The sequence below is a fragment of the Peribacillus cavernae genome, assembly GCF_003989135.1.
GTDB classification, from domain to species: domain Bacteria; phylum Bacillota; class Bacilli; order Bacillales; family DSM-1321; genus Peribacillus; species Peribacillus cavernae.
In genome coordinates, this window is sequence record NZ_RYZZ01000028.1 from 1 (window position 1) to 24519 (window position 24519).

The 24519-nt window shown below is 42.4% G+C and carries 28 protein-coding genes and 1 rRNA gene; 28 read left to right on the forward strand and 1 reads right to left on the reverse strand.

The genetic code is table 11. The features are described 5' to 3' along the window. The first annotated feature begins 274 nt into the window (after positions 1–274). The 12 genes from rrf (at position 275) to rsmI (ending at position 9413) form a co-directional block, all read left to right on the forward strand. A 5S ribosomal RNA gene (gene rrf / locus ELQ35_RS16245) occupies positions 275–391 on the forward strand. 1307 nt (positions 392–1698) lie between these two features. Continuing rightward, positions 1699–1905, forward strand: a complete 207-nt coding sequence (locus tag ELQ35_RS16250; RefSeq protein ID WP_246026101.1) for a sigma factor G inhibitor Gin — start codon at positions 1699–1701, stop codon at positions 1903–1905. Positions 1906–2068: 163 nt separating this feature from the next. Beyond that, complete coding sequence (locus tag ELQ35_RS16255; RefSeq protein ID WP_126866047.1) at positions 2069–3508, forward strand: aminotransferase class I/II-fold pyridoxal phosphate-dependent enzyme; 1440 nt, start codon at positions 2069–2071, stop codon at positions 3506–3508. Between the two features lie 68 nt (positions 3509–3576). Continuing rightward, positions 3577–4215, forward strand: a complete 639-nt coding sequence (gene tmk, locus ELQ35_RS16260) for a dTMP kinase (RefSeq protein WP_126866049.1) — start codon at positions 3577–3579, stop codon at positions 4213–4215. A 149-nt stretch (positions 4216–4364) separates the two neighbouring features. Next, positions 4365–4694, forward strand: a complete 330-nt coding sequence (locus tag ELQ35_RS16265) for a cyclic-di-AMP receptor (protein ID WP_126866051.1) — start codon at positions 4365–4367, stop codon at positions 4692–4694. Between the two features lie 25 nt (positions 4695–4719). Continuing rightward, positions 4720–5160, forward strand: coding sequence for a YaaR family protein (locus ELQ35_RS16270; RefSeq protein WP_126866053.1), 441 nt, complete (start codon positions 4720–4722; stop codon positions 5158–5160). A gap of 15 nt (positions 5161–5175) precedes the next feature. After that, positions 5176–6183: a DNA polymerase III subunit delta' gene (holB, locus tag ELQ35_RS16275; protein ID WP_126866055.1), complete on the forward strand. Its 1008-nt coding sequence runs from the start codon at positions 5176–5178 to the stop codon at positions 6181–6183. Then, a complete protein-coding gene (locus ELQ35_RS16280; RefSeq protein WP_126866057.1) occupies positions 6176–7003 on the forward strand; it encodes a PSP1 domain-containing protein in 828 nt (275 codons plus the stop codon). Before holB ends, ELQ35_RS16280 begins: the two co-directional genes overlap by 8 nt. A gap of 17 nt (positions 7004–7020) precedes the next feature. Further along, entirely contained in the window at positions 7021–7392 is a 372-nt protein-coding gene (yabA, locus tag ELQ35_RS16285; RefSeq protein WP_126866059.1) for a DNA replication initiation control protein YabA, read from the forward strand. 135 nt (positions 7393–7527) lie between these two features. Further along, on the forward strand, positions 7528–8268 hold the full coding sequence (locus ELQ35_RS16290; RefSeq protein WP_126866061.1) for a tRNA1(Val) (adenine(37)-N6)-methyltransferase: 741 nt from the start codon (positions 7528–7530) through the stop codon (positions 8266–8268). Next, the gene (locus ELQ35_RS16295; RefSeq protein ID WP_126866063.1) at positions 8258–8545 is read left to right on the forward strand and encodes a GIY-YIG nuclease family protein; all 288 of its coding nucleotides are present in this window, start codon (positions 8258–8260) and stop codon (positions 8543–8545) included. The genes ELQ35_RS16290 and ELQ35_RS16295 overlap by 11 nt, the downstream gene beginning before the upstream one ends. Beyond that, complete coding sequence (gene rsmI, locus ELQ35_RS16300; protein ID WP_126866065.1) at positions 8523–9413, forward strand: 16S rRNA (cytidine(1402)-2'-O)-methyltransferase; 891 nt, start codon at positions 8523–8525, stop codon at positions 9411–9413. Before ELQ35_RS16295 ends, rsmI begins: the two co-directional genes overlap by 23 nt. A gap of 136 nt (positions 9414–9549) precedes the next feature. On the opposite strand, the gene ELQ35_RS16305 is transcribed toward rsmI, so the two are convergent. Then, on the reverse strand, positions 9550–9834 hold the full coding sequence (locus ELQ35_RS16305) for a transition state genes transcriptional regulator AbrB (RefSeq protein WP_126866067.1): 285 nt from the start codon (positions 9832–9834) through the stop codon (positions 9550–9552). Between the two features lie 637 nt (positions 9835–10471). Between ELQ35_RS16305 and metG the strand changes: the two genes are divergently transcribed. The 16 genes from metG (at position 10472) to fin (ending at position 24498) form a co-directional block, all read left to right on the forward strand. After that, the gene (gene metG, locus ELQ35_RS16310; RefSeq protein WP_126866069.1) at positions 10472–12469 is read left to right on the forward strand and encodes a methionine--tRNA ligase; all 1998 of its coding nucleotides are present in this window, start codon (positions 10472–10474) and stop codon (positions 12467–12469) included. Between the two features lie 253 nt (positions 12470–12722). After that, a complete protein-coding gene (locus ELQ35_RS16315; RefSeq protein WP_126866070.1) occupies positions 12723–13490 on the forward strand; it encodes a TatD family hydrolase in 768 nt (255 codons plus the stop codon). 162 nt (positions 13491–13652) lie between these two features. After that, a complete protein-coding gene (gene rnmV, locus ELQ35_RS16320; RefSeq protein WP_126866072.1) occupies positions 13653–14216 on the forward strand; it encodes a ribonuclease M5 in 564 nt (187 codons plus the stop codon). Next, entirely contained in the window at positions 14209–15099 is an 891-nt protein-coding gene (gene rsmA / locus ELQ35_RS16325) for a 16S rRNA (adenine(1518)-N(6)/adenine(1519)-N(6))-dimethyltransferase RsmA (RefSeq protein WP_126866074.1), read from the forward strand. The genes rnmV and rsmA overlap by 8 nt, the downstream gene beginning before the upstream one ends. A gap of 145 nt (positions 15100–15244) precedes the next feature. Next, positions 15245–16123, forward strand: a complete 879-nt coding sequence (yabG, locus tag ELQ35_RS16330) for a sporulation peptidase YabG (protein WP_126866076.1) — start codon at positions 15245–15247, stop codon at positions 16121–16123. Between the two features lie 345 nt (positions 16124–16468). Continuing rightward, a complete protein-coding gene (gene veg, locus ELQ35_RS16335; protein WP_126866078.1) occupies positions 16469–16720 on the forward strand; it encodes a biofilm formation stimulator Veg in 252 nt (83 codons plus the stop codon). A 120-nt stretch (positions 16721–16840) separates the two neighbouring features. After that, entirely contained in the window at positions 16841–17017 is a 177-nt protein-coding gene (locus tag ELQ35_RS16340) for a small, acid-soluble spore protein, alpha/beta type (RefSeq protein ID WP_126866080.1), read from the forward strand. A 288-nt stretch (positions 17018–17305) separates the two neighbouring features. Continuing rightward, entirely contained in the window at positions 17306–18175 is an 870-nt protein-coding gene (gene ispE / locus ELQ35_RS16345) for a 4-(cytidine 5'-diphospho)-2-C-methyl-D-erythritol kinase (RefSeq protein ID WP_126866081.1), read from the forward strand. Between the two features lie 62 nt (positions 18176–18237). Further along, a complete protein-coding gene (gene purR, locus ELQ35_RS16350; protein WP_126866082.1) occupies positions 18238–19062 on the forward strand; it encodes a pur operon repressor in 825 nt (274 codons plus the stop codon). Positions 19063–19094: 32 nt separating this feature from the next. After that, a complete protein-coding gene (locus tag ELQ35_RS16355; protein ID WP_126866084.1) occupies positions 19095–19469 on the forward strand; it encodes a RidA family protein in 375 nt (124 codons plus the stop codon). 117 nt (positions 19470–19586) lie between these two features. Continuing rightward, the gene (spoVG, locus tag ELQ35_RS16360) at positions 19587–19880 is read left to right on the forward strand and encodes a septation regulator SpoVG (RefSeq protein WP_126866086.1); all 294 of its coding nucleotides are present in this window, start codon (positions 19587–19589) and stop codon (positions 19878–19880) included. A 241-nt stretch (positions 19881–20121) separates the two neighbouring features. Beyond that, entirely contained in the window at positions 20122–21495 is a 1374-nt protein-coding gene (gene glmU, locus ELQ35_RS16365; RefSeq protein ID WP_126866088.1) for a bifunctional UDP-N-acetylglucosamine diphosphorylase/glucosamine-1-phosphate N-acetyltransferase GlmU, read from the forward strand. A 17-nt stretch (positions 21496–21512) separates the two neighbouring features. Next, entirely contained in the window at positions 21513–22466 is a 954-nt protein-coding gene (locus ELQ35_RS16370) for a ribose-phosphate diphosphokinase (protein WP_126866090.1), read from the forward strand. Between the two features lie 305 nt (positions 22467–22771). Further along, positions 22772–23404 (forward strand): 50S ribosomal protein L25/general stress protein Ctc, encoded by a 633-nt coding sequence (locus ELQ35_RS16375; protein ID WP_126866092.1) that lies wholly within the window; start codon positions 22772–22774, stop codon positions 23402–23404. Positions 23405–23606: 202 nt separating this feature from the next. After that, on the forward strand, positions 23607–24167 hold the full coding sequence (gene pth / locus ELQ35_RS16380; RefSeq protein WP_126866094.1) for an aminoacyl-tRNA hydrolase: 561 nt from the start codon (positions 23607–23609) through the stop codon (positions 24165–24167). A gap of 100 nt (positions 24168–24267) precedes the next feature. Beyond that, complete coding sequence (gene fin, locus ELQ35_RS16385; protein ID WP_126866096.1) at positions 24268–24498, forward strand: anti-sigma-F factor Fin; 231 nt, start codon at positions 24268–24270, stop codon at positions 24496–24498. The last annotated feature ends 21 nt before the right edge of the window (positions 24499–24519 follow it).

Genomic DNA, 24519 nt, shown 5'->3' on the forward strand with positions numbered 1-24519 from the left:
GATACTAATCGATCGAGGACTTAACCAATAGAAAAGCGGAGGCGACTGCACAGCTTCGACAGACGTTGGTCGACTTAAATCGCCACATCCTGTGGCAACGTCGACACTAGGACGTCCTGTCCGTCGGAGAGCCGGCACTGCAAATCCCGGTTTTGGATTTGGAGGGACGGATCGAAACGGCCGAGAAGCTAGGAGCCGGAGCTAGACAGCATGAAATGATACAAAAATGCCTTATCTGTTATCTAGTTTTGAAGGAACAAGTTCCTTTACGATGTTTGGTGACGATGGCGAAGAGGTCACACCCGTTCCCATTCCGAACACGGAAGTTAAGCTCTTCAGCGCCGATGGTAGTTGGGGGATCTCCCCCTGTGAGAGTAGGACGTCGCCAAGCAAGCGCAAGACCAGTCGATGAGACTGGTCTTTTTTGATGTATTAAAACCGAAGGTTGAGAAATACACGAAAGAAGTAGAATGCAACTACAAATAAAATAAAGATAACGTAAACCTGGATGGGGAGGAGCAAGGAGGTCGAGGAAGCGAGAGAGCGAGGACCGGAATGTACTATGTACATGAGGACCGGAGCGAAGGAAGCTGACGAAGAGATCCGCCGCTCATCGCTATCCAGGAGTCCGAACACGGAAGGTAAGCTCGAGCGCCGATGGTAGTTGGGGGATTAAGGAGCTTCTCCTAAAACCGCCACATCCATGTGGCAACGGAGAAGTCAGCACATCCTGTGCAAGTCCTGTGAGAGTAGGACGCCGCCAAGCAAACGAAAGACCAGTCGATGAGACTGGTCTTTTTTGATATATTAAAACTGAAGATGGAGAAATGCACGAAAGAAGTAAAATACAACTTCAAATAAAATAAAGAAAACGAAAACCTGGATATAGTAGCCCGTTTTCCCATTTAAGAGCGATAGGCCAAATGTAAGAGCGATCATCGAAATTTATGATCGATCGTAGCTTTTCTAATAGGAAAATGAAAATATTGAGGAGAATTCCTATGGGTTGTGGAAGAAACCTTGCCGGAATCCTACCATATTCCCAGTTAAGAGCGATTATTCAAGAGGTAAGAGCGATTATTCGGATTTAAGAGCGTTAATCCAAATGTAAGAGCGATTATCGAAATTTATGATCGATCGTAGTTTTTCCAATAAGAAAAGTGAAATATTGAGGAGAAGTCCTATGGGTTGTCAAAGTAATCTTGCCGGAATCCTACCATTCTCCCAATTAAGAGCGATTATTCAGATTTATGATCGTTTAGGGGAATTTATGATCGGACAATAGATGATTTGGGCAGATTCATATTCCTCCACTAAATTGAATGGAGGAGGAGCAAGAAGTATGAGGACCGGAGCGAAGGAAGCTGACGAAGAGATCCGCCGCTCATCGCCATCCAGGAGTCCGAACACGGAAGGAAAGCTCGAGCGCCGATGGTAGTTGGGGGATTAAGGAGCTTCTCCTAAAACCGCCACATCCATGTGGCAACGCAGAAGTCAGCACATTCTTTTGAAACTACTTGTTTGCCCAGGAAATAATTGCTCTATGTATTAAAAGATCGAAAAACTTCACAGCAGACATACACTGAAAGCAAATGTGCAACATACATTGTTATAGGCAATTAACCCTTTCTCCGAGACTATTCAAACAATTGTATACAATAGCCGTTTTTTGGGGAGAATGTAGGTATGGAGGTGGAGATGTTGAATTCAACAGCAGCCAAAGATTTAGTCGGGGAAGCGTGTGTAGTTTGTGAAGAAGTTAAATCGGTGGGGATACATCTTTATACGGCATTTATTTGTAAGGAATGTGAAAAGGACATCATTCATACGGATACGGATAATCCGAAATATAAGTATTATTTAAAACAGCTCAAAAAAGTGAATAACCCTGAAATATACTCATGAGTTTTTTTTTGAAGAGGGGGAGTCTCTGCTTACTAAGATAAATGCGTTTTATCGAAAGCGGGGCTCCTATTCTGTATTTGACACAATATTTTTCCCCAGCATGGTAAACCAGTTGCTTTAAGTTTGATAGAATGGATGTATTACTTATTAGAGGAAGATCAGGATGAATCAATCAGTAACCCCAATATTCGATGTACTTTTAAAGCATAAGTCAAATAAGCCGGTATCGTACCATGTGCCAGGGCATAAGGGCGGACTTGTTTTTACAGAGAGAGGACGGCAGGATTATCAATCTCTGCTCTCTTTAGATGTTACAGAGTTGAACGGCCTCGATGATTTGCATGCACCTGAAGGGCCGATACTTGAAGCACAAAGGCTGCTTGCTGATTTATATAAGGTGCGTGAAAGTTATTTTCTAATCAATGGTTCGACAGTTGGTAACCTAGCGATGATTTTGGCCGTTTGCAAGGCAGGTGATACGGTGTTGGTTCAGCGTAATTGCCATAAATCGATATTGCATGGATTAATGCTGGCAAATGTAAAGCCGGTATTTATTTCACCGGCGTTTTACCGGGAGTGGGAAGTTGCTGGAGGAATAGACAGCCTTGTGGTTGATGAGGCATTGACAAAGTATCCGGATACTAAGGCGGTTATTCTGGCATTCCCTACTTATTATGGGATTGGAAACGATGAAATTTCAGCAATAACAGAACTGGCCCATAAAAGAAAAATCCCTGTACTTGTGGATGAGGCACATGGAGCACATTTTATTTTGGGCAGTCCTTTCTTGCAGTCCTCATTAACGGCAGGGGCAGATATTGTTGTTCATTCAGCGCATAAAACGCTCCCAGCGATGACGATGGGCTCATACTTACATATAAACAGTGATCTGATAGATGCTGATCGTGTCCGCTTTTATTTACAAATGCTGCAGTCAAGCAGCCCTTCCTATCCAATAATGGCATCGCTTGATTTGGCACGTTCCTATTTGGCCTCGTTTTCGGAAGAAGACAAAATGGTACTGGGTGAAAAAATTACTGACTTCCGGCAACAGCTAGATCGTTTGCCGGGAATTATGTTATTACAATCAGCGGAACTTGATCGATTAAAAGTAACAATCAGGGCAAAGAAGGGCATAACAGGTTTTCAATTACAGAAAACCCTTGAAACGAAAGGGTTGTTTACGGAGCTTGCCGATACGCAAAATGTATTGTTTGTATTACCGCTGTTAAAGGCTGAAATGGAATATCCATTTTCTGAAACTGTTCAGAGGATAGGTGAAGCTGCAGCTGGTATGGATACGCCGTTATCTGTGCCTGTCGGCGTAACTGCTGTTTATGGACAGGAAAAATCAATCAGTGAGCTTAAACTGAGCTATTCGGATATGAAGGAGAAGCGGAAGATGCTTGTGCCGCTAGAGGAGAGCAGCGGCTCGGTAGCGGCCGAGATGATCATTCCATATCCGCCTGGAGTTCCTTTGGTAATGGAAGGCGAATTAATAGAGGATGTAAAAGTGAAACAGCTTGAAGATGTGATCACTAAGGGAGCGCGGTTTCATGGAGGAAGCCATTTGGAAAAAGGGCTGGTATGGGTATTTGAATAATGCCTACCTGGGATTGCCATGAATGGTGTATACTTATACCGCATAGAGAGAACGTGGAGGGTTATCGGATGAGTCGTGGATTGTTTATCACAATGGAAGGGCCTGAAGGGGCTGGGAAAACTACGATATTGCAAAAGCTGGGAAACTTCCTCGGAGGTCTTGGATATAATATATTGCTGACCAGGGAACCAGGCGGCATCCCTATTTCCGAGCAGATCAGAGAAGTCATTTTAAATAAAGAGAACACGGAAATGGATGGAAGAACGGAAGCGTTATTGTATGCTGCGGCAAGAAGGCAGCATATGGTCGAAAAGGTCATCCCCGCAATGGAAGAAGGAAGGATTGTCTTATGTGACCGTTTTATTGATAGTTCACTGGCCTATCAAGGTTACGCCAGAGGGTTAGGGATGGAAGAGGTTTATGGTATTAATCAATTTGCCATTGATGGGGTCATGCCGGACATTACCTTTTATTTCGACATCGAACCGGCCGAAGGTTTGAAGAGAATCCAGACGAATGATAACCGGGAAGTGAACCGCCTCGATTTAGAGGAATTGAATTTTCATGAAAAGGTAAGAGTAGGTTATTTGAGGACCATTGATAAATGGAAAGAAAGATTCATTATCATAGATGCATCCCAGGAGATTGAGAAGGTCTTTGCAGATACTAAAACAAAGCTCCTCGAAAAATTGGATAAATGTCAATAAACTCTTTTTTATAGAGATCCAGCCGCTTCAGATAGTTATGGCAAAAATGCCTGTTTTGACTCTTTGGAGGGTATAGATAACTGTTATATGAAAGAAATAAAAGGTCTAACATAAATAGAATAATTTTTGTTGAGCGGAGGATGATAGAGATGAAAATGATCATTGCAGTAGTTCAGGATAAAGATAGCCATCGCCTTTTAAGCGAGTTGGTAGACCACAATTTCAGGGCAACCAAGCTTGCGACAACTGGCGGCTTTTTAAAATCAGGGAATACGACATTCATGATCGGCATCGATGATATCCGTGTTGATAAATGTCTGCAAATCATTAAAGAAAACTGCCAGTCGCGCCAACAATTAGTGGCACCGGTATCCCCAATGGGAGGGAACGCCGATTCATACGTTCCCTATCCGGTCGAAATTGAAGTCGGCGGAGCCACTGTCTTTGTACTGCCCATCGAAAACTTTTTGCAATTTTAACGACTGAAGGCATGGTGGAATTGTAATGAAAATCAATCAAGAACTCCATTTGAAGATGGATAAAGTAAGGCAGGATGCAAGACAGGTTCAGTCGGGAGACGGCAAGTTCCAGCAGCTCGTCCAAAAACAGGATCAAAGAATGCAGTATGACGCTTTAAATAAATTACTGGGCGATATTCAGGGTGCGGGAGAAAGGCTTAGCAAAACCCGCACCTTTAAGGACCTAGCCAAGTTTAAAACACTGGTAAAACGTTTTGTCCGGGAAGCTGTTGACTTTGGGATGGACTTGAAGCAATCGCATAGCTGGAATGCATATGGGCGAAGCAGGCCGCTGAAAATTGTCGAAACCATTGATGATAAGCTTGTCGAACTTACAGAAGAAGTCATGCGCACGGAAAAAAGTTCAATTGATATTTTGGGGAAAATCGGTGAAATAAAAGGGCTTCTGATTAATTTATATACATAAGGCAGTTGATTTGAGTTGACAGGAACGTGGCAGGAACTAAAGGCAATTCAACCCGAAGTCATGACGATGCTGAAAAACAGCATCACCAAAGATAGAGTGGCCCATGCGTATCTTTTTGAAGGAGAGAAGGGGACAGGAAAGAGGGAAACAGGCCTTGTATTTGCAAAAAGCTTGTTGTGCAAGCATCCTGTAGATGGTTATCAGCCCTGTAATGAATGCCTTAATTGCAAACGGATTACTAGTGGAAATCATCCCGATGTCCATATTGTCGAGCCCGAGGGACTTTCGATAAAAAAAGAACAGATTAAAAACCTCCAGGAAGAATTCTCAATGAAAAGTGTTGAGTTAAACCGAAAGATTTATCGGATTGTCCATGCTGATAAGATGTCGATACAGGCCGCGAACAGCTTGCTCAAATTTTTGGAAGAACCGCAGTCAGACACGGTTGCCATCTTGATGACTGAGCAGATTCAAAGGATGCTGCCTACCATCCTATCCAGGTGCCAAATATTACCGTTTAAGCCTCTCTCTCCGGAAAATGTAAAGAAAAGGCTAATAGAACACGGTGTTGATGGGCAAACCGCTTCTGTCATTTCCATGCTCACCCATAACTTTGATGAAGGTTTGGAGATAAGTGCCGAGGAATGGTTTGCACAAGCCCAAAAAATAGTGTTAAAATTATATGAAGTGTTAAAAACAAACCCAATGAAGGCGCTTGTTTATCTTCATGAGGAATGGTTTTTGCACTTTAAGGAAAAAGAGCAGTTAGACAGGGGTCTGGACTTACTATTTTTAATCTATAAGGATTTACTATACATTCAGTTGGACAAGCGGAACCTGGTTATTTTTCAAAATAAACTCGGGGAATTTGAATCTCACGCTCTTCATCTTTCCCAGAGGAGCCTTGCTGACAAAATGGGCTTTATTTTGGAAGCGAAGAGGAAGCTGATGTCCAATACAAATCCACAGCTGTTGATGGAACAGCTTGTGCTGAATTTGCAGGAGGGATCATCATTTGTATGATGTTGTAGGCGTCCGCTTTAAAAAAGCGGGCAAAATATACTACTTTGAACCGGGCGAGCTTATGATTCCCAAGGATGAATTTGTTATAGTCGAAACAGTCCGCGGAGTAGAGTTCGGTAAGGTGGTAATAACCCGGAAGCAGGTAGATGATAACGATGTTGTGCTGCCACTGAAGAAAGTGCTTCGAATTGCAGATGCCAAGGACAGGCTGATTGTCGAAGAAAACAAGTTGGCTGCGAATGAGGCATACGATACATGCGGCAAGAAGGTTGAAGAGCATCAGCTGGACATGAAGCTTGTTGATGTTGAGTATACATTTGACAGGAATAAAGTCGTGTTTTATTTTACGGCAGACGGACGCGTCGATTTTCGGGATTTAGTTAAAGATCTTGCAGCCATTTTCCGAACCAGGATCGAACTGCGCCAGATTGGTGTTCGCGATGAGGCGAAAATGCTTGGAGGAATTGGGCCTTGCGGCAGAATGTTATGCTGCTCCACGTTCCTTGGCGACTTCGAACCTGTATCGATTAAGATGGCAAAAGATCAGAATCTATCGTTGAATCCAACGAAAATATCAGGACTATGCGGCCGTTTAATGTGCTGTTTGAAATATGAAAATGATGAGTATGAAAGTGCTAAGGAAATGCTTCCTGACTTGGGTGAAATGATAAAGACCCCTGGTGGAAAAGGCAAGGTAGTTGGGCTTAATATTCTAGAACGAGTACTTCAGGTTGAATTAATCGAACAAGAAAGAGTATTAGAGTATACTTTAGATGAGATTCTAAAAGAGGAAGCCGTTTCTATTCAAGCCACAGATTAGTAAGGTGGTGTGAGAGCGTGGATAAGAAAGAAATTTTTGATTCGGTGACTAGCATGGAAACCCAAATCGGTAAGTTTACTGCCCAGCTCGGGGAGTTAAAGCAACATTTAGCGGAGATACTGGAAGAGAACCATTCGCTCAAGCTTGAAAACGAGCATTTACGGCGTAGATTAGACCATATAGACGCTAAAGGCTCTTCAGAAAATGGTTCAAGGAAGTCGAAGAACCGGCTGGCCTCCAAAAGCGAAAAGATTCCTGATATCGGGGAAGGTTATGATAACTTGGCCCGCCTCTATCAAGAAGGGTTTCATATTTGCAACCTTCATTTTGGAAGCCTCAGAAAAGAGGGCGATTGCCTGTTCTGCTTATCATTTTTAAATAAAAAATAAATCCAGGGGATGACTCATAAGCGGTCTGACGCCCTCTAACGGGGAGTCTGCACCTTTCTTTTGAATCAGCCTCTTTTTCTTGCTGAATTATAATCAGGACGTGGAAAAAGCTGTCAGCCGGAGGAGGATAAAGACGTGCTTGAATTAAAAGGGGATGAACGCCTCGATTATTTGCTGGCAGAAAAGCTGCGCATTATTCAAAGTCCAACGGTATTTTCGTTTTCTTTGGATGCCGTGCTTCTGTCTAAATTTGTTCAAATACCCATCCAAAAAGGCAATCTTGTCGATTTATGTGCAGGCAATGGAGCGATACCCTTATTATTGAGTACCCGGACAAAAGGAAAGATTACCGGAGTTGAAATCCAAGACAGACTTTTTGACATGGCAAAACGAAGTGTGGAGTATAACCAGCTTTTAGGACAGATTACAATGATTCACGGGGATATAAAGGACATTCCCAATGAGATCGGATATGACAAGTTTGATGTCGTAACATGCAATCCTCCCTATTTCCCTACTCCTTCACAGGATGAAATTAGTCAAAATGAGCATTACGCAATTGCGCGGCATGAGATTCTTTGTACGCTGGAAGATGTCGTCCGCGTCAGCAGCAAGCTTTTGCGTCAGGGCGGGAAAGCAGCATTTGTACATAGACCGGGCCGTTTGATGGATATTTTGAGTTTGATGCGGAGGTATCGATTGGAGCCGAAACGGCTGCAATTTGTTTACCCAAAAGAGGGAAAAGAGGCGAATGCCATCCTTGTAGAGGGCATTAAAGATGGAAGCCCGGATTTAAAAGTGCTGCCGCCGGTTGTCGTCTATAATGATAAACATGAATATAACCCGGAAATCAGAAGGATTTTGTATGGAGAATAATGAGCATTTTTTTTATGTATTGCGCTGTATTGACGATAGTCTATACGCAGGTTATACGAATAATCTGGAAAAACGGATAAAGCTCCATAACGAAGGCAAAGGTGCCAAATATACACGGGGACGCGGACCTGTTGAGCTTGTGTATCATGAAGGCTTTGCGACAAAAACAGAAGCGTTGCAGGCAGAATACCGCTTTAAACAATTGGAAAAAAAAGAAAAAGAAAAATTTATTATAAAGGAGGCGAATCCAGCAGATGTGGCAGCAGAAAAGCTTTGAAAACGAGGGAGACAAACCGGCTTTGTATTTAGTGCCGACACCGATCGGCAATCTCGAGGATATGAGCTATCGGGCATTAAGAATCTTAAAGGAGTCCGACGTGATTGCAGCGGAAGATACGAGAAACACAAAGAAACTTTGTAACTATTTCGAAATTGAAACGCCGGTAATCAGCTATCATGAGCACAATAAGCAGGCAAGTGGAAAACATATTATCAACCGGCTTCTGTCCGGACAAGTGGTTGCTTTGGTCAGCGATGCTGGAATGCCAACAATCTCAGATCCTGGCTATGAATTGGTAAAGGAAGCGTTAGAAGAGAAAATTACCGTAGTTCCCTTGCCGGGGGCAAATGCAGCATTAACGGCGCTGATTTCATCAGGTCTTTCGCCGCAGCCGTTTTATTTTTACGGTTTCCTGCCGCGAAGTACAAAGGAAAAGAAACGGGAATTGGAAACTCTCAAAAAAGTTCATTCAACATGGATTCTATATGAATCCCCGCACCGTTTAAAAGAAACATTAAAAGCAATGCTTGAGATTGTGGGAGACAGGCAGATTGTCCTGTGCAGAGAGCTGACTAAAAAGTTCGAGGAATTTATCCGTGGCACTCTCAGCGAAATGGTGACCTGGGCGTCTGAAACGGAAATCAGGGGGGAATTTTGCCTCATTATTGAAGGCTCTGGGATATCGGAGGAAATCAATCAAGAGAACTGGTGGGATAGCATGGAACTGGAGACACATGTCAACCATTATATAGGTGAACAAAACCTCAGTTCAAAAGAAGCGATTAAACAAGTGGCAAAGGACCGAGGCATCAGTAAAAGGGAAGTCTATCAAGCGTATCATATAGGAAAAGCGGAAGCGCCCTGATTGCCGTTGTGACTGGCTAAGCCACGGCGCACGAGAAAAATCCTGATTTCTGAAGCTAGACACCAGTCATGTTGATAAGCTGGTTTTCCTATTTAATGAAAAAAGGCTTCCGATGAGGGAAGCCTTTCATAGTTGATTATTTAGCGGTTTCGAAGTTTCCTTGGATTTCTTTAAGAAGCTGTTCTGCACCTTCACGGCTTAGAATTAACTTTCCACCAGCAAAAGTAAGGTTATCATCAGAGACCTCTCCAGTAACCTGACAAGTCATGCTAGCTTTGTATTTTTTCAAGATGATGCGTTCATCGTCCACGTAAATTTCCAAAGCATCCTTTTCGGCAATGCCTAATGTGCGGCGTAATTCAATCGGAATGACCACACGTCCCAATTCGTCAACCTTACGAACAATACCAGTAGATTTCATTTTGTTTTTCTCCTCTCAGAATCTAGTACCTATTTTTTTATTTTTTTCGTCATTATTCGACAATTTTCTTCTCAAACTAATAATACCAGCCATTCCCAAATCCGTCAATGATTTTTATTTCCTAATTCTTCAATTAAAAAAGAGAGCTAGAAGCGGCTTTAAATCAGGGTTTGTCACCATAAACTTTAAGATGTTAAAAAAAGTTAAAGGTAGTGTCCACTAATCCTTTAATAGATTAGTAAATTTCATATTCAAATCCCCCTCCTCTGTTCGACAAATATCGACAAAAGACTACAAAGCCCTTTTTTATAGGATAAGAAAGTATAACTTTTTCAATATGAACTGGTCTGGCGCAAGCAGCCTAGCTCCGACGCACAGGACGTGTCGGATATTAGTTGACGTTCCTCTTGAACAAGGCGCTTGCGTTTTTCTTATTTGAATAAGAATCATTTTTAAGATAACAGGAAACTGCTAAAATGACAGGTGTATAAGTATTATAAGGACAATGGGATTTATTTACAAACTATCAGACTTATAAATAGAGTAATTTGTTAAATTTCATTCGTGAAGCTTCTTAACTATTGCACATTCTTAAATTTTTAGGTATATTTTGTTGAAGAAAACTGGAGGGAACATAATGAAGGATAAGTTAAAGACATTTTATATCACTACCCCGATTTATTATCCGAGCGGAAACCTGCATATTGGACATGCATATACAACAGTTGCCGGCGATGCAATGGCCCGCTATAAACGAATGAGAGGCTTTGATGTCATGTATCTAACAGGGACAGATGAGCATGGCCAAAAGATACAGCGGAAAGCGGAAGAAGAAGGAATCACGCCGCAGGCATATATCGATAATATTGTTTCCAGGATCAAGGAACTTTGGAGCAAGCTGGATATTTCTTATGACGATTTTATCCGTACGACTGAGGATCGTCATAAGACAGTTGTTGAAAAGTTATTTAAACAGCTGCTTGATCAAGGAGACATCTATTTAGATCAATACGAAGGATGGTATTCAGTTCCCGACGAAACCTATTATACAGAACTCCAATTAGTTGATCCAATTAAGGAGAATGGCAAGGTTGTCGGCGGCAAAAGTCCGGATAGCGGACATCCCGTGGAGCTCGTCAAGGAAGAATCCTATTTCTTCAATATGGGTAATTATGCCGATCGTCTGCTTCAATTTTATGAAGAAAATCCTGAGTTCATTCAGCCGGAGTCCCGTAAAAATGAAATGATTAATAATTTTATCAAACCGGGACTTGAGGACCTTGCTGTTTCAAGGACTACCTTTGATTGGGGAATAAAAGTGCCCGGGGATCCGAAGCATGTGATTTATGTATGGATTGATGCCTTATCGAACTATATTACCGCGTTAGGGTACGGCACCGATGATGATTCCAAGTATTTAAATTATTGGCCAGCAGATGTACATATTGTCGGAAAAGAAATCGTGCGCTTCCATACCATTTATTGGCCAATCATGCTCATGGCTTTGGATCTGCCGCTTCCGAAAAAAGTCTTCGCCCATGGCTGGCTGCTGATGAAGGATGGCAAAATGTCCAAGTCGAAGGGGAATGTAGTCGATCCCGTAACACTGATTGACCGCTATGGCCTTGATGCGCTTCGTTATTACCTGCTTCGTGAGGTACCATTTGGCTCAGACGGAGTTTTCACTCCGGAAGGCTTTGTGGAACGGATTAATTTTGATCTTGCTAATGATCTTGGCAATCTTTTGAACCGGACGGTCGCAATGATTGATAAGTATTTTGATGGGGTTATTCCCAACTATAAGGGTTCCGAAGGTGAGTTTGAAAAGTCATTGCTGGAGATGAATCAAGAAACGGTCGCTAAATACGAAGAAGCAATGGAAAAGATGGAGTTTTCCGTTGCCCTTACAACCGTTTGGCAGCTTGTCAGCAGAACGAATAAGTATATTGATGAAACACAGCCATGGACGCTCGCCAAAGACGAAGCGAACCGTGAGGAACTGGCCAATGTGATGTATCATTTAGCAGAATCATTAAGAAGAATTGCGATTTTGCTGCAGCCTTTCCTGACGCAAACCCCGGGGAGAATTTTTGAGCAGCTAAATATCACCAATGAAACATTAAAAGCGTGGGACAGTCTTGAAGCATTCGGCCAAATCCAAGCCGGGACGAAGGTTCTGAAAGGAAGCCCGATTTTCCCCCGGTTAGAGATGGCGGAAGAAATTCAATATATTAAAGAGCAAATGCAAGGCGGTTCAGCGAAACAAGAAGAATCTAAAGAAGAAACAAAACCAGAGGAAATTCCCGAAGTGGCTGAAATTACGATCGATGATTTCATGAAAGTTGAACTGCGTGTCGCACAAGTGCTTGAAGTCGAACCAGTGAAAAAAGCAGACAAGCTTTTAAAGCTTCAACTTGACCTTGGCTATGAAAAAAGACAGGTCGTCTCAGGAATTGCGCAATACTATAAACCGGATGAGCTAGTAGGCAAAAAAGTCATTTGTGTGACCAATTTAAAACCTGTGAAACTCCGTGGAGAACTGTCCCAGGGTATGATCCTTGCCGGAAGCTCCGAGGGAAAACTGGCTGTGACAACTGTTGATGACTCTTTGCCAAATGGCTCTAAAGTAAAATAGAATATTCCCTCAATAACATAGAAATGTTTCACATGGAACATTTTTATGTTATTTTTTTAGGCCTCTGACCGACTCACTCTGTCCTTCGCAAGAATGGTTAGTTTGAAAAAAAATAAGCAAAATAAACAGATTCAAGACAAATTGTCTTTCATAATGTACATTTACTTTTAAGAATGTAATATATTTGCTGCTCAAATGAGAAACATGAAAGCTTCTATTACGTAATACATTAATGCTTGAAAGGACGATAACGATGTTATTTGATACACATGTACATTTAAATGCAGACCAATTTGAGAAAGACTTGGAAGAAGTCATTGAAAGAGCTAAGTTGGCAGGCGTATCAAATGTAGTGGTGGTAGGCTTTGACCGTCCAACTATTAGGCGTGCGATGGAGTTGATAGAACAATATGACTTTATGTATGCGAGTGTCGGCTGGCATCCCGTGGATGCTATTGACATGGTTGAAGCGGATCTGGAATGGATTGAAGAGCTTACACGTCATCCTAAAGTGGTGGCTATTGGCGAAATGGGCCTTGATTATCATTGGGATAAATCTCCGAAAGAAATTCAAAAGGAGGTATTTCGGAAGCAAATCCAGCTTGCTAAGAAGGTAAAGCTGCCTATCATTATTCATAACCGGGAAGCAACTGCTGATATAGTAGAGATTCTAAAAGAGGAGAATGCTGCTGAAGTCGGAGGCATTATGCATTGTTTTAGTGGAAGTCCCGAAACGGCAAAGGAATGTGTAGAAATGAACTTTTACATATCTCTTGGAGGGCCGGTTACATTCAAAAATGCAAAGAAGCCCAAAGAGGTGGCTGCCGAAATACCACTTGACCGTCTTCTGATCGAAACTGATTGTCCCTATCTTGCTCCCCATCCATACCGTGGAAAAAGAAATGAACCGTCCTTTGTCAAGCTTGTTGCGGAGCAAATTGCCGAAATTAAAAATGTGACGATGGAGGAAGTGGCGGAGGCTACGGAAAAAAACGCAAAAAAATTATTCGGCATCAACTGACAGATTATGCTGCCGGTTTGCCGCTAAGTTTGTCCGAAAACGTCATCCGAGTTGAAAAAGTCACCGATGTAGTGGAAGAACCAGTTAACTTTGCGGTTATTACCAAAAAAGATAACGTTTGTTGAAGGGAAAGAGAAAATGGTTTCGCATTCGGAGGAAATGATGAAAAAGATAAAGGAAATTATTGTTGTCGAAGGCAAGGACGACACAGTGGCGATAAAAAGGGCTGTCCATGCCGACACAATCGAAACAAATGGATCAGCAGTTGGTGAAGCCGTAATAGAGCAAGTAAAGTTAGCCCAAAAAACACGTGGTGTTATTATTTTTACTGATCCCGATTATCCAGGACAAAAGATAAGAAATACAATTGCAGAGCAAGTGAATGGCTGCAAGCATGCTTTTATTTCGAAAAAGGAGGCTCTTCCCAAGTCTGGAAGAGGAATTGGCGTGGAGCACGCCTCACCGGAAGCAATCAGGACTGCTTTAATAGAAGCACAAACCATGGATGAAGAAGCAAAAGAAGAAATTACCCAGCAGGAGTTGATGGAGGCGGGTCTGGTTGGTGGACCAGGATCAAGGGAGAAGAGAGAGAAACTCGGGCTGATCTTGAAAATTGGTTTTGCCAATGGGAAACAGCTCCATAAAAGGTTGATGATGTTTCAAATTTCAAAACAAGCCTTTCATCAGGCATTAGAACAGATTAAGCAGGAGGAAAGACATGGATAAGGATATTGCAACTCCCGTCAGAACAAAAAGAATACTCGAGAAATATGGCTTTTCTTTCAAGAAGAGGTTAGGCCAAAACTTCCTCATCGATACCAACATCTTAACTAGAATTGTGGATCATGCCGAATTGTCAGGGCAAAGCGGTGCGATTGAAATTGGACCGGGAATCGGGGCATTGACCGAGCAGTTGGCAAAAAGAAGTAAAAAGGTGGTGGCGTTTGAAATAGACCAGCGGCTGCTCCCGATTTTAGAGGAGACCCTTTCTCCGTACGATAATGTCAAAATCATACATGAGGATATTTTAAAGGCAGATGTGGCCCAGGTCATCAGTGATGAGTTCCAAAGGATCGAGGATTTAATGGTCGTGGCCAATCTTCCATACTATGTAACCACACCGATCATTTTAAAGCTGCTTACAGACACCCTTCCTATTCGCGGGATCGTTTGCATGCTGCAAAAGGAAGTGGCTGATCGAATTGCCGCAAGGCCGGGTACAAAAGAGTACGGGTCGCTGTCCATCGCTATTCAGTATTATACCGAAGCAGAAACGGTCATGATTGTACCTAAAACGGTATTTGTTCCACAGCCAAATGTTGATTCTGCCGTAATCAGGCTCAAAAGACGGGAACAACCGCTTGTGGAAGTGATCGATGAGGAGTTTTTTTTCACTATAACAAGAGCAAGCTTCGCACAGCGGCGCAAAACAATTTCGAATAACTTAACAAGCCAGCTACCGGATGGAAAGGCCAAAAAGGCGAGCATCCTCCAGGCTCTTGAACGAAGCGGGATAGACCCTGCCCGAAGAGGGGAAACATTGTCGATTGAAGAGTTTGGCAAACTTAGCAGCGAATTATATGGCTTTTTTAAAGCAGATATGACTTAAACAGAATAGCTATTCAAAATGCAGGAGCCAGACAAAGGCTCTTTTGTTTTAGAAATACATCACCAATTTGTCGACGGACGCATAGCCTATCAAGAATAATGATTCCGACAGGGCAGTAAAATGCATCTTGTCTAGAGGTGAGTCCATGCGTATAGAAGTGAACGATATAGTCGGACGGAAATCCTACGAATGCGATGTCTTATTTCGTATTATTGATATTAGGGTTACCCAGGGAAAACAGGAAGCGATCCTTTATGGCGAAGATATTCGTTTAGTTGCTGATGCCCCATTTCAGGACTTACTTGTAATTAATGATGAAGAAAGGAGCAGCCGTCAAAAGACGAACAATGCTCTTCAGGAACAGTCATTTCTGCTTTTTTCACAAGACAAAGAGTTATTAAAGCAAAAGAGTGAATATCAATCAAGCAATGGCTATCGCTATAGAGGCGATTATTTTCAGATCCCCGGCAGGGTGCTTCATATTGATGGAGATCCTTCTTACTTAAGAAAATGCCTTGATGTATATGAGAAAATCGGGATTCCAGTAAAAGGAATCTATTGCAATGAAAAGGAAATGCCGGAACGAATCGGTACGCTCATCGATGATTACCGGCCGGACATATTGGTAATCACTGGACACGACTCCTATTCAAAATCAAAAGGGAAGAAAAAGGACTTACACGCATATCGGCATTCCATGCATTTTGCTCAAACAGTTCTCGAAGCAAGAAAGAAGATCCCGAGCCTGGATCAATTAATCATTTTTGCCGGAGCCTGCCAGTCCCATTTTGAATCGCTGATCCAGGCGGGAGCTAATTTTGCAAGTTCACCGGAAAGAGTGAATATCCATGCGCTCGATCCCGTTTATATCGTAGCAAAGATAAGCTTTACCTCATTCAGGGAATATATCCATGTCTGGGATGTCCTGCGCAATACCTTAACAGGCGAAAAGGGATTGGGAGGAATCGATACAAAAGGAGTTCTCCGTACGGGGTTGCCTTATCATATTTCGAAGGAAGAATGATGGCTGCATGATCATGATTGCAGCCTATTGGTTTTAGCAGCGAAAAAAAGCAGAAGAGAATATTACCGATCCTTTACATATTTTTTCAATTTTGGATCTATACTAAATGAAGATTCTAACGTAGTATTCTTACCGCTGATAGGTCATTCCGATCTGCTTCCACTAAGTCATTCCTTACAAATGGATGCTAAAAGCTGCAGTACTGGAAGCGCAATGCTGGGTAATCGGCGAAATTTGCGTAAAAAAAACCATTGACAAACAAATTTAAGTGCTGATATAATTTATTATTTTGTTTGACTTTAGGTTAGAGTTTGTGATATACTACACTCAGTGAGGTGGACCGAAATGCCAAAAACTTTAGCTGATATTAAAAAAGCGCTGGACTCCAATCTAGGAAATCGGTTGCTTTTAAAAGCGAACGGCGGAAGAAGAAAGACGATTGAACGTTTTGGAACGTTAGCGGAAACTTATCCGGCTGTATTCGTAATTGAGCTCGACCAGGATGAGAATGCATTTGAAAGAGTCTCATACAGCTATGCTGACGTATTAACGGAAACCGTAGAATTAACATTTTTGAATAAGCAACAAGAGATGTAAATCTTTGTGGGCAGCAAACTTAGTTTGGTGCCTTTTAGTTTGTCCAAAAAAAGGCTTAAATGAAAACGGCATGATGAGAGAAGCTAATAATGTGTCAGCATGTGAAAGGGGTTGTTCTATTTGGGCAGAAGAAAAGGCATTATGTCAGAGGGATTCAAAGAAGAACTGGCAAAAGAGCTTGGGTTTTACGATACAGTCCAACAAGAGGGCTGGGGCGGAATACGAGCCCGTGATGCCGGAAACATGGTGAAGCTTGCAATTGAAAAGGCGCAAAGTCAAATGATAGACAAACGCTAACGTTTTCACGCGGGTAAACTGGTTATCGATATAGTCAATTACTACTCATGCTGAGACAAATAACGAATAACGGGCCAGATTTCCTCTACTGCGGGCTGTATGAGGAGTCCGGCCCGTTTTACATTTTCAGGATCGTTTTGGATTGGATTACAGAAGCTGATTGATGTTCCTCTCCTTGTAAAATTCAATGTCCTAGCATTGCAAATAACCGGGAAAAACCTTTAGAATGGATACAGATGTGATAAAATAGGACAAGAACTTTTAAGAACGTTAAAGTAGGTGGAAATATTGAAGCTTATGGAGAAAGCACCGGCTAAGATTAACTTAGCGCTTGATGTGCTTTTTAAGCGGCCGGATGGGTACCACGAAGTAGAAATGGTCATGACTACTGTGGATCTGGCAGATAGGATCGAACTTAAAGAGGCAGGAAACGGCAGAATTCAAATCATATCCCATAATCGCTTTGTTCCGGATGATAACCGAAACCTGGCTTATCAAGCGGCTGCTTTATTAAAAGAGCGATATCGCATAAATAAAGGTGTATCCATTTCGATTGAAAAAAATATCCCGGTAGCGGCGGGCCTTGCCGGTGGAAGCAGTGATGCCGCCGCCACATTACGAGGCTTAAATCGGCTATGGCATCTTGGTTTATCATTGGATGAGCTTGCTGATATCGGTGCGGCAATTGGATCGGATGTGTCATTCTGTGTTTACGGCGGAACCGCATTAGCGAAGGGCAGAGGGGAAAAAATTACCCATCTGCCTGTCCCCCCTAAATGCTGGGTTATTCTCGCCAAGCCGACAATCGGTGTTTCGACGGCAGATGTGTATAAACGGCTTAAACTGGAAAATGCTGGCCATCCTTATGTAAAAGAGATGATTTCAGCCATTATCCATAATGATTATCACCAATTATGCGGAAATCTTGGGAATATTCTCGAGCAGGTAACGCTGCCGCTTTATCCGGAAGTTGCCAACATCAAAGAACAAATGAAGACATTCGGTGCCGATGCAGTGTTAATGAGCGGAAGCGGCCCGACAGTGTTCGGGCTGGTGGAACATGATTCACGGATGCAGCGCATTTATAACGGGTTAAGGGGATTTTGCCATCAGGTTTACGCGGTTAGAATGCTTGGGGATCGAAATAGTCTTGAATAAGCACGTACAATAATGATATATTATCTTTAAATATTCGGAATTAAACAAAAGGGGGTGCAGCCATGAAGTTTAGACGCAGCGAGAGGCTGGTGGACATGACGAACTATTTATTAGAACATCCGGGCCGGCTTGTTTCACTCACCTATTTTGCTGAAAGGTACAGTTCCGCTAAATCTTCCATCAGCGAAGATTTAACGATTATTAAAGAAACGTTTGAATCACGTGGGATAGGAACGCTTAAGACTGTTCCCGGTGCGGCTGGCGGTGTAAGATTTATAGTTAGTATCCAAAGGGATGAGGCTTTAAGCTTTATTGACGAAATGTGCGGGATTATTTCAAGCCCCGAAAGACTATTGCCAGGGGGATATTTATATATGACGGATATTCTCGGTCAGCCGGAGATTGTAAATAAGGTCGGCAGGATCATTGCAGCCGCTTATGCTGATAAAAAAGTCGACCTGATCATGACGATGGCGACGAAAGGGATTCCGCTTGCGTACGCGGTTGCCAATCATTTGAATGTCCCGGTTGTGATTGTCCGCAGGGATAACAAAGTCACAGAGGGTTCTACTGTCTCGATTAATTACGTCTCCGGCTCATCCAAGCGGATTCAAACGATGGTCTTATCCAAGCGAAGCCTTGCTGAAGGTTCAAATGTGTTAATTGTCGATGATTTTATGAAAGCCGGCGGTACTGTCAACGGAATGGTCAGTTTGTTAGAGGAGTTCCACGCAACTGTTGCCGGAATTGCCGTTTTGGTTGAATCGGAAAATACAGAGGAACGGCTGATTGAACAGTATCTTTCGTTGATCAAATTATCGGATGTAGATGAAAAGGATAAAAAGATTAATGTCAGCCGCGGAAACTATTTTACAAAAACCAGTTAAGGCTGGCCGTGGAAAATAGAGGAGGACCAGAAATGAAATCAGTATATACAAAGGAAGCACCGGCAGCAATTGGACCATATTCACAGGGAATCGTTGTGAATAATCTATTTTTCAGCTCCGGGCAAGTTCCGCTGACTGCCGATGGGGTAATGCTTACGGGTAATGTTCAGGAGCAAACCCATCAGGTATTTAAAAACCTAAAGGCTGTTCTGAAAGAAGCGGGAGCAACATTCGAGACAGTTGTCAAAGCCACTGTTTTTATTAAAGACATGAATGACTTTTCTATAATAAATGATGTTTATGGTGAATATTTTTCAGCACATAAACCAGCAAGATCCTGTGTAGAGGTGGCACGCCTCCCGAAAGATGCTCTCGTCGAAATAGAAGTTGTAGCGCTCGTTAAATGAAAACGGGCTTTTTTTTGTACAATTCTAAAAATTTTACATTTATATAGAAGGATTATATTGTCCTTTTGTTGAATATGTAGGGTAAGTTTTAATTATGTTGAAGAGGTGGTGAACAGAATGGAAGTGACTGACGTAAGATTACGCCGCGTAACAACAGATGGACGCATGAGGGCGATTGCTTCTATCACGTTGGATAATGAGTTTGTTGTTCATGATATCCGTGTAATTGACGGTAATAACGGTTTATTCGTAGCAATGCCGAGTAAACGCACTCCGGACGGAGAATTCCGCGATATCGCTCATCCCATTAATTCTTCAACTCGTGGGAAAATCCAGGAAGCAGTATTGACGGAATACCACCGTTTAGGGGAAATAGAAGTAGTAGAATTAGAAGAAGCTGGAGCTTCCTAATCAATAAGAATTTTTTGCATCGAGAGCCTGCTTCCTAAGTAGGGCTCTTTTTATTGAGTTTTACATACTATTTACTCTGCCTTCTTTTCAGATACCCCCCAACCATTTAGTCGACATCCCTTTAGAACAATGAGCTTCCGCTTTTCTTGTCAAAAATTTGTACTTTCATCTGTTGCCTTGAAAACATTCCATTTTTCATATAATATTTTTAATGGATAAAAAGGTAAAATGGAGGCTTATTATGAGTAATCGCTATGCGGTAATTTTGGCCGCAGGACAAGGTACCAGAATGAAATCAAAGCTCTACAAGGTTTTACATCCGGTTTGCGGAAAACCTATGGTACAGCATGTGATTGATCAAGTCAATGAACTTACGATAGAAAAAATTGTTACGATAATCGGACATGGTGCAGAGCTGGTTAAAGATCAGCTTGGGGATGCATGTCAGTACGCTCTTCAGGAGCAGCAGTTAGGAACGGCACATGCAGTAATGCAGGCAGAAAGTGTTTTAGCGGGTAAAGAAGGGACCACATTGATCGTCTGCGGCGACACCCCGCTTATCAAAGCTGAAACAATGGCAGCGCTTATCAAGCAGCATGAAAAAATGGAAGCGAAGGCGACTGTTTTGACAGCTACAACCGGCAATCCAGCCGGATACGGAAGGGTAATTCGCAATACGAACGGCTTCGTTGAGAAAATTGTTGAACATAAAGATGCAACTGAAGCGGAAAGAAAAGTAAATGAAATAAATACCGGGACGTACTGTTTCGATAATAAATCGCTTTTCCAAGCTTTAAAGGAAGTATCAAATGACAATGTTCAGGCCGAGTATTATCTTCCGGATGTAATCGAAATCCTTAAATCCGAAGGTAAAATGGTTACAGCTTTCCAAACTGATAATTTTGAGGAAACGCTGGGAGTAAACGACCGGGTAGCTCTTTCCCAGGCCGAACAGATTTTAAAAAGACGTATAAATGAATATCACATGAGGAACGGTGTTTCAATCATTGATCCAGATCATACGTATATAGAAGCAGATGCAGCCATCCGGCAGGATACAGTCATTTATCCAGGCACCATGATCAAAGGAAACAGCCAAATCGGTGAAGATTGTATCATTGGGCCGAATGCTGAAATCAAGGATTGTGAGATTGGCAACCGAACAGTTGTCCGCCAGTCTGTTGCCCATGACAGCAAAATTGGATCTGATGTCGCAATTGGTCCATTTGCGCATATTCGGCCAAAATCCGATATACATGATGATGTGAAGATTGGAAACTTTGTCGAAATCAAAAAGTCGGTATTTGGCCGAGGAAGTAAGGCTTCTCATTTAAGCTACATTGGGGATGCGGAAGTTGGTACAGATGTGAATATTGGCTGCGGTTCGATAACGGTGAACTATGATGGGAAGAACAAGTATTTGACCAAAATTGAAGATGGTGTGTTCATTGGATGCAACTCCAATTTAGTCGCCCCCGTTACAGTGGGAAAGGGAGCTTATGTGGCAGCCGGCTCTACCATTACTGAAGATGTTCCGGGACAAGCCTTATCGATCGCTCGCGCTCGTCAAGTCAATAAAGAAAACTATGTCCAAAATATAAAATTCAATAAATAACCCAGTGGAGGTTCATCATGTCGAATCAGTATTTAGATCCTAATTTGAAGGTTTTTTCTTTAAATTCCAATCTTTGCTTAGCAGAAGAAATAGCTAGATCAATTGGCGTAGAGCTTGGTAAATGTTCAGTAACTCGTTTTAGCGATGGTGAAATCCAGATCAACATTGAAGAAAGCATTCGAGGCTGTGATGTGTTCGTCATTCAATCTACAAGCCAGCCTGTTAATGAACATATAATGGAAGTCTTAATCATGATCGATGCCCTTAAGCGTGCTTCTGCAAAAACGATCAACATCGTTATGCCATATTACGGGTATGCCCGCCAGGACCGCAAGGCGCGAGCACGCGAGCCGATCACTGCCAAGCTTGTAGCGAATCTATTGGAAACAGCGGGCGCGACTCGTGTTATTACACTTGACCTTCACGCTCCGCAAATTCAAGGCTTTTTTGATATCCTGATCGACCACTTAATGGGTGTTCCGATTCTTTCGGATTACTTTAAAGCGAAAAATCTAAACGACATTGTCATTGTCTCTCCAGATCATGGCGGTGTAACCCGGGCACGCAAAATGGCAGACCGCCTGAAAGCGCCGATTGCAATCATAGACAAACGCCGTCCACGCCCAAATGTTGCAGAGATTATGAATATCGTTGGTAATATCGAAGGAAAAACGGCTATTCTAATTGATGATATCATCGATACTGCCGGCACGATTACTCTGGCTGCAAATGCTTTGGTCGAAAATGGTGCGACGGAAGTCTATGCGTGTTGTACTCACCCTGTTCTATCCGGACCAGCCATTGAACGTATCCAGAACTCTAGAATCAAAGAGTTAGTTGTTACGAATACAATTGCTCTTGCTGAAGAAAAAAAGATAGGGAAAATTGTTGAATTGTCAGTTGCTCCATTAATCGGTGAAGCGATTATCCGCGTCCATGAAGAGCAATCGGTCAGCACACTATTTGATTAATAAAAAAGCGGAAGCGCCTTGTTCAGCCCCGACCAGCATAAGGCGAGCATCTGTATGGGGAGCGGTTTTCTCCCCATCAGATGATTGACTTATGACCTCGAGGGGCTAGGCGCTGGAGCTAGACAAATAGAAAAGCGGAAGCGCCTTGTAAAAAGGAACGTCGACTAATAGCCGCCACGTCCTGTAGCGAACGTCGACGTCAGCGCCTTCTGCGCAAGTCCTTTTTCAAAAATATGTTTAGTTTCGTGCATATTAGGGTATTTATTAAGTAAGAGCAAACATGTAGATTGGGAAGGTGAAGAAATATGAGTAACGTACTTGCAGCTAAAGAACGAAAAGGCAATCGCCGGTCGATTTTAACACAGTTAAGAGGAAATGGGGAAATACCCGCTGTTGTTTATGGAAGTGAAAATAACAGTACGGCCATTTCGGTGAATGGTGCAGACTTTCATAAAACGATAAAGGAAGTAGGAAGAAACGGAATTATTTCGTTGGATGTCCATGGGAAAACTCATAATGTAATGCTTACTGATTATCAAAAAGACCCATTAAAAAATGAAATTTATCACGTGGACTTTTTAATCGTGGACATGTCAGCTGAATTAGAAGCGCAAGTGAGGGTTAATCTGGTCGGCGAGGCAAAAGGAGTCAAAGATGGCGGTGTCCTTCAGCAGTCTCTGCATGAAGTTTCCGTGTCGGCAAGACCGAAAGATATCCCGGAAACGATCAATGTAGATGTTACCGAATTACAAGTAGGAGATGTCATCACGATTGACGATATGAAAAAGGGTTATAAGATAAGCATCAACCATGAAGATGAGGAAGTGATTGCTTCTGTTCTTGCTCCTAGGCAGGAAGAAGAAATCAATAGCGGTGAACAACAGGATGGAGAAGTCCCTGAAAATGAAGAGGGACGTGAAACGCCTGCTTCTTCTTAAGCGGAGTCAAGCGAATAATTGAAATAATCATGGTATAATAGGCGTAACCTAAATGGGTTACGTCTTTTATACTTATATGGGCAACAACAGATAGAATTTTATGCAGTTTTACAAGGCGCTTACGCTTTTGTTCTAAGAATAAGGTCTTAAGCCGCTTGTGTGAGGATGTAAAGAAGGGTACAATTTTGACGGAGTGTGAAAAATGAAGATTTTTGTTGGTTTAGGAAATCCCGGGAAACAATACAATCAAACAAGACATAATATAGGTTTTGAAGTCATAGATGAGTTGTCAAAAAAGTGGGATATCCCTTTAGATCAGGCGAAGCATAAAGGCATTTACGGAACCGGAACAGCGGGGGGCGAAAAGATATTATTGCTTAAGCCGCTGACATACATGAACCTTTCCGGTGAATCGATTGCGGCTGTCATGAATTTTTTTAAAGCGTCAATAGAGGATGTCGTCATTTTATATGATGATCTAGATTTGCCAGTCGGAAAAATCCGTCTGCGTCAAAAGGGGAGTGCCGGCGGTCACAATGGGATCAAATCGACGATTGCACATCTTGGAAGTCAGGAATTTAACCGGATTCGTATTGGCATTGGGCGTCCGGTCGGGAGAATGTCAGTGACAGATTACGTTTTAGGCCGCTTTTCTAAGGAAGAGTGGGGCGAAATGGGCAATGTCATTGAAAAATGTACTAAAGCTTGCGGGGAATCGGCACAGAGGCCGTTTTTACAAGTAATGAATGAATATAACGGATAAAGAGTTTCCGGGAATACGGAACTATTTAGCTGAGCCATGAATAAGACCTTCCTGTTTCGGTTTATACTAGAAATAATAAGCGGGAATAGGGGGTTAAGGAATGGCTCTCCATTACTATTGCAGGCATTGCGGCACAAAAATTGGAACTCTGCAGGAACAAATGCTTGCAACAGAGCAGTTGGGTTTTAATCAGCTTACTAATGAAGATCGGCAAGAAATGATTGTTTATGATTCTGCAGGAGATATCCGTGTGAAAGCTATATGTGAGGACTGTCAAGAATCATTGCAGAAAAATCCCGATTTGCACCAAAATGATTATATTATCCATTAAGCGGAAGGGGCTTTGGTAAAA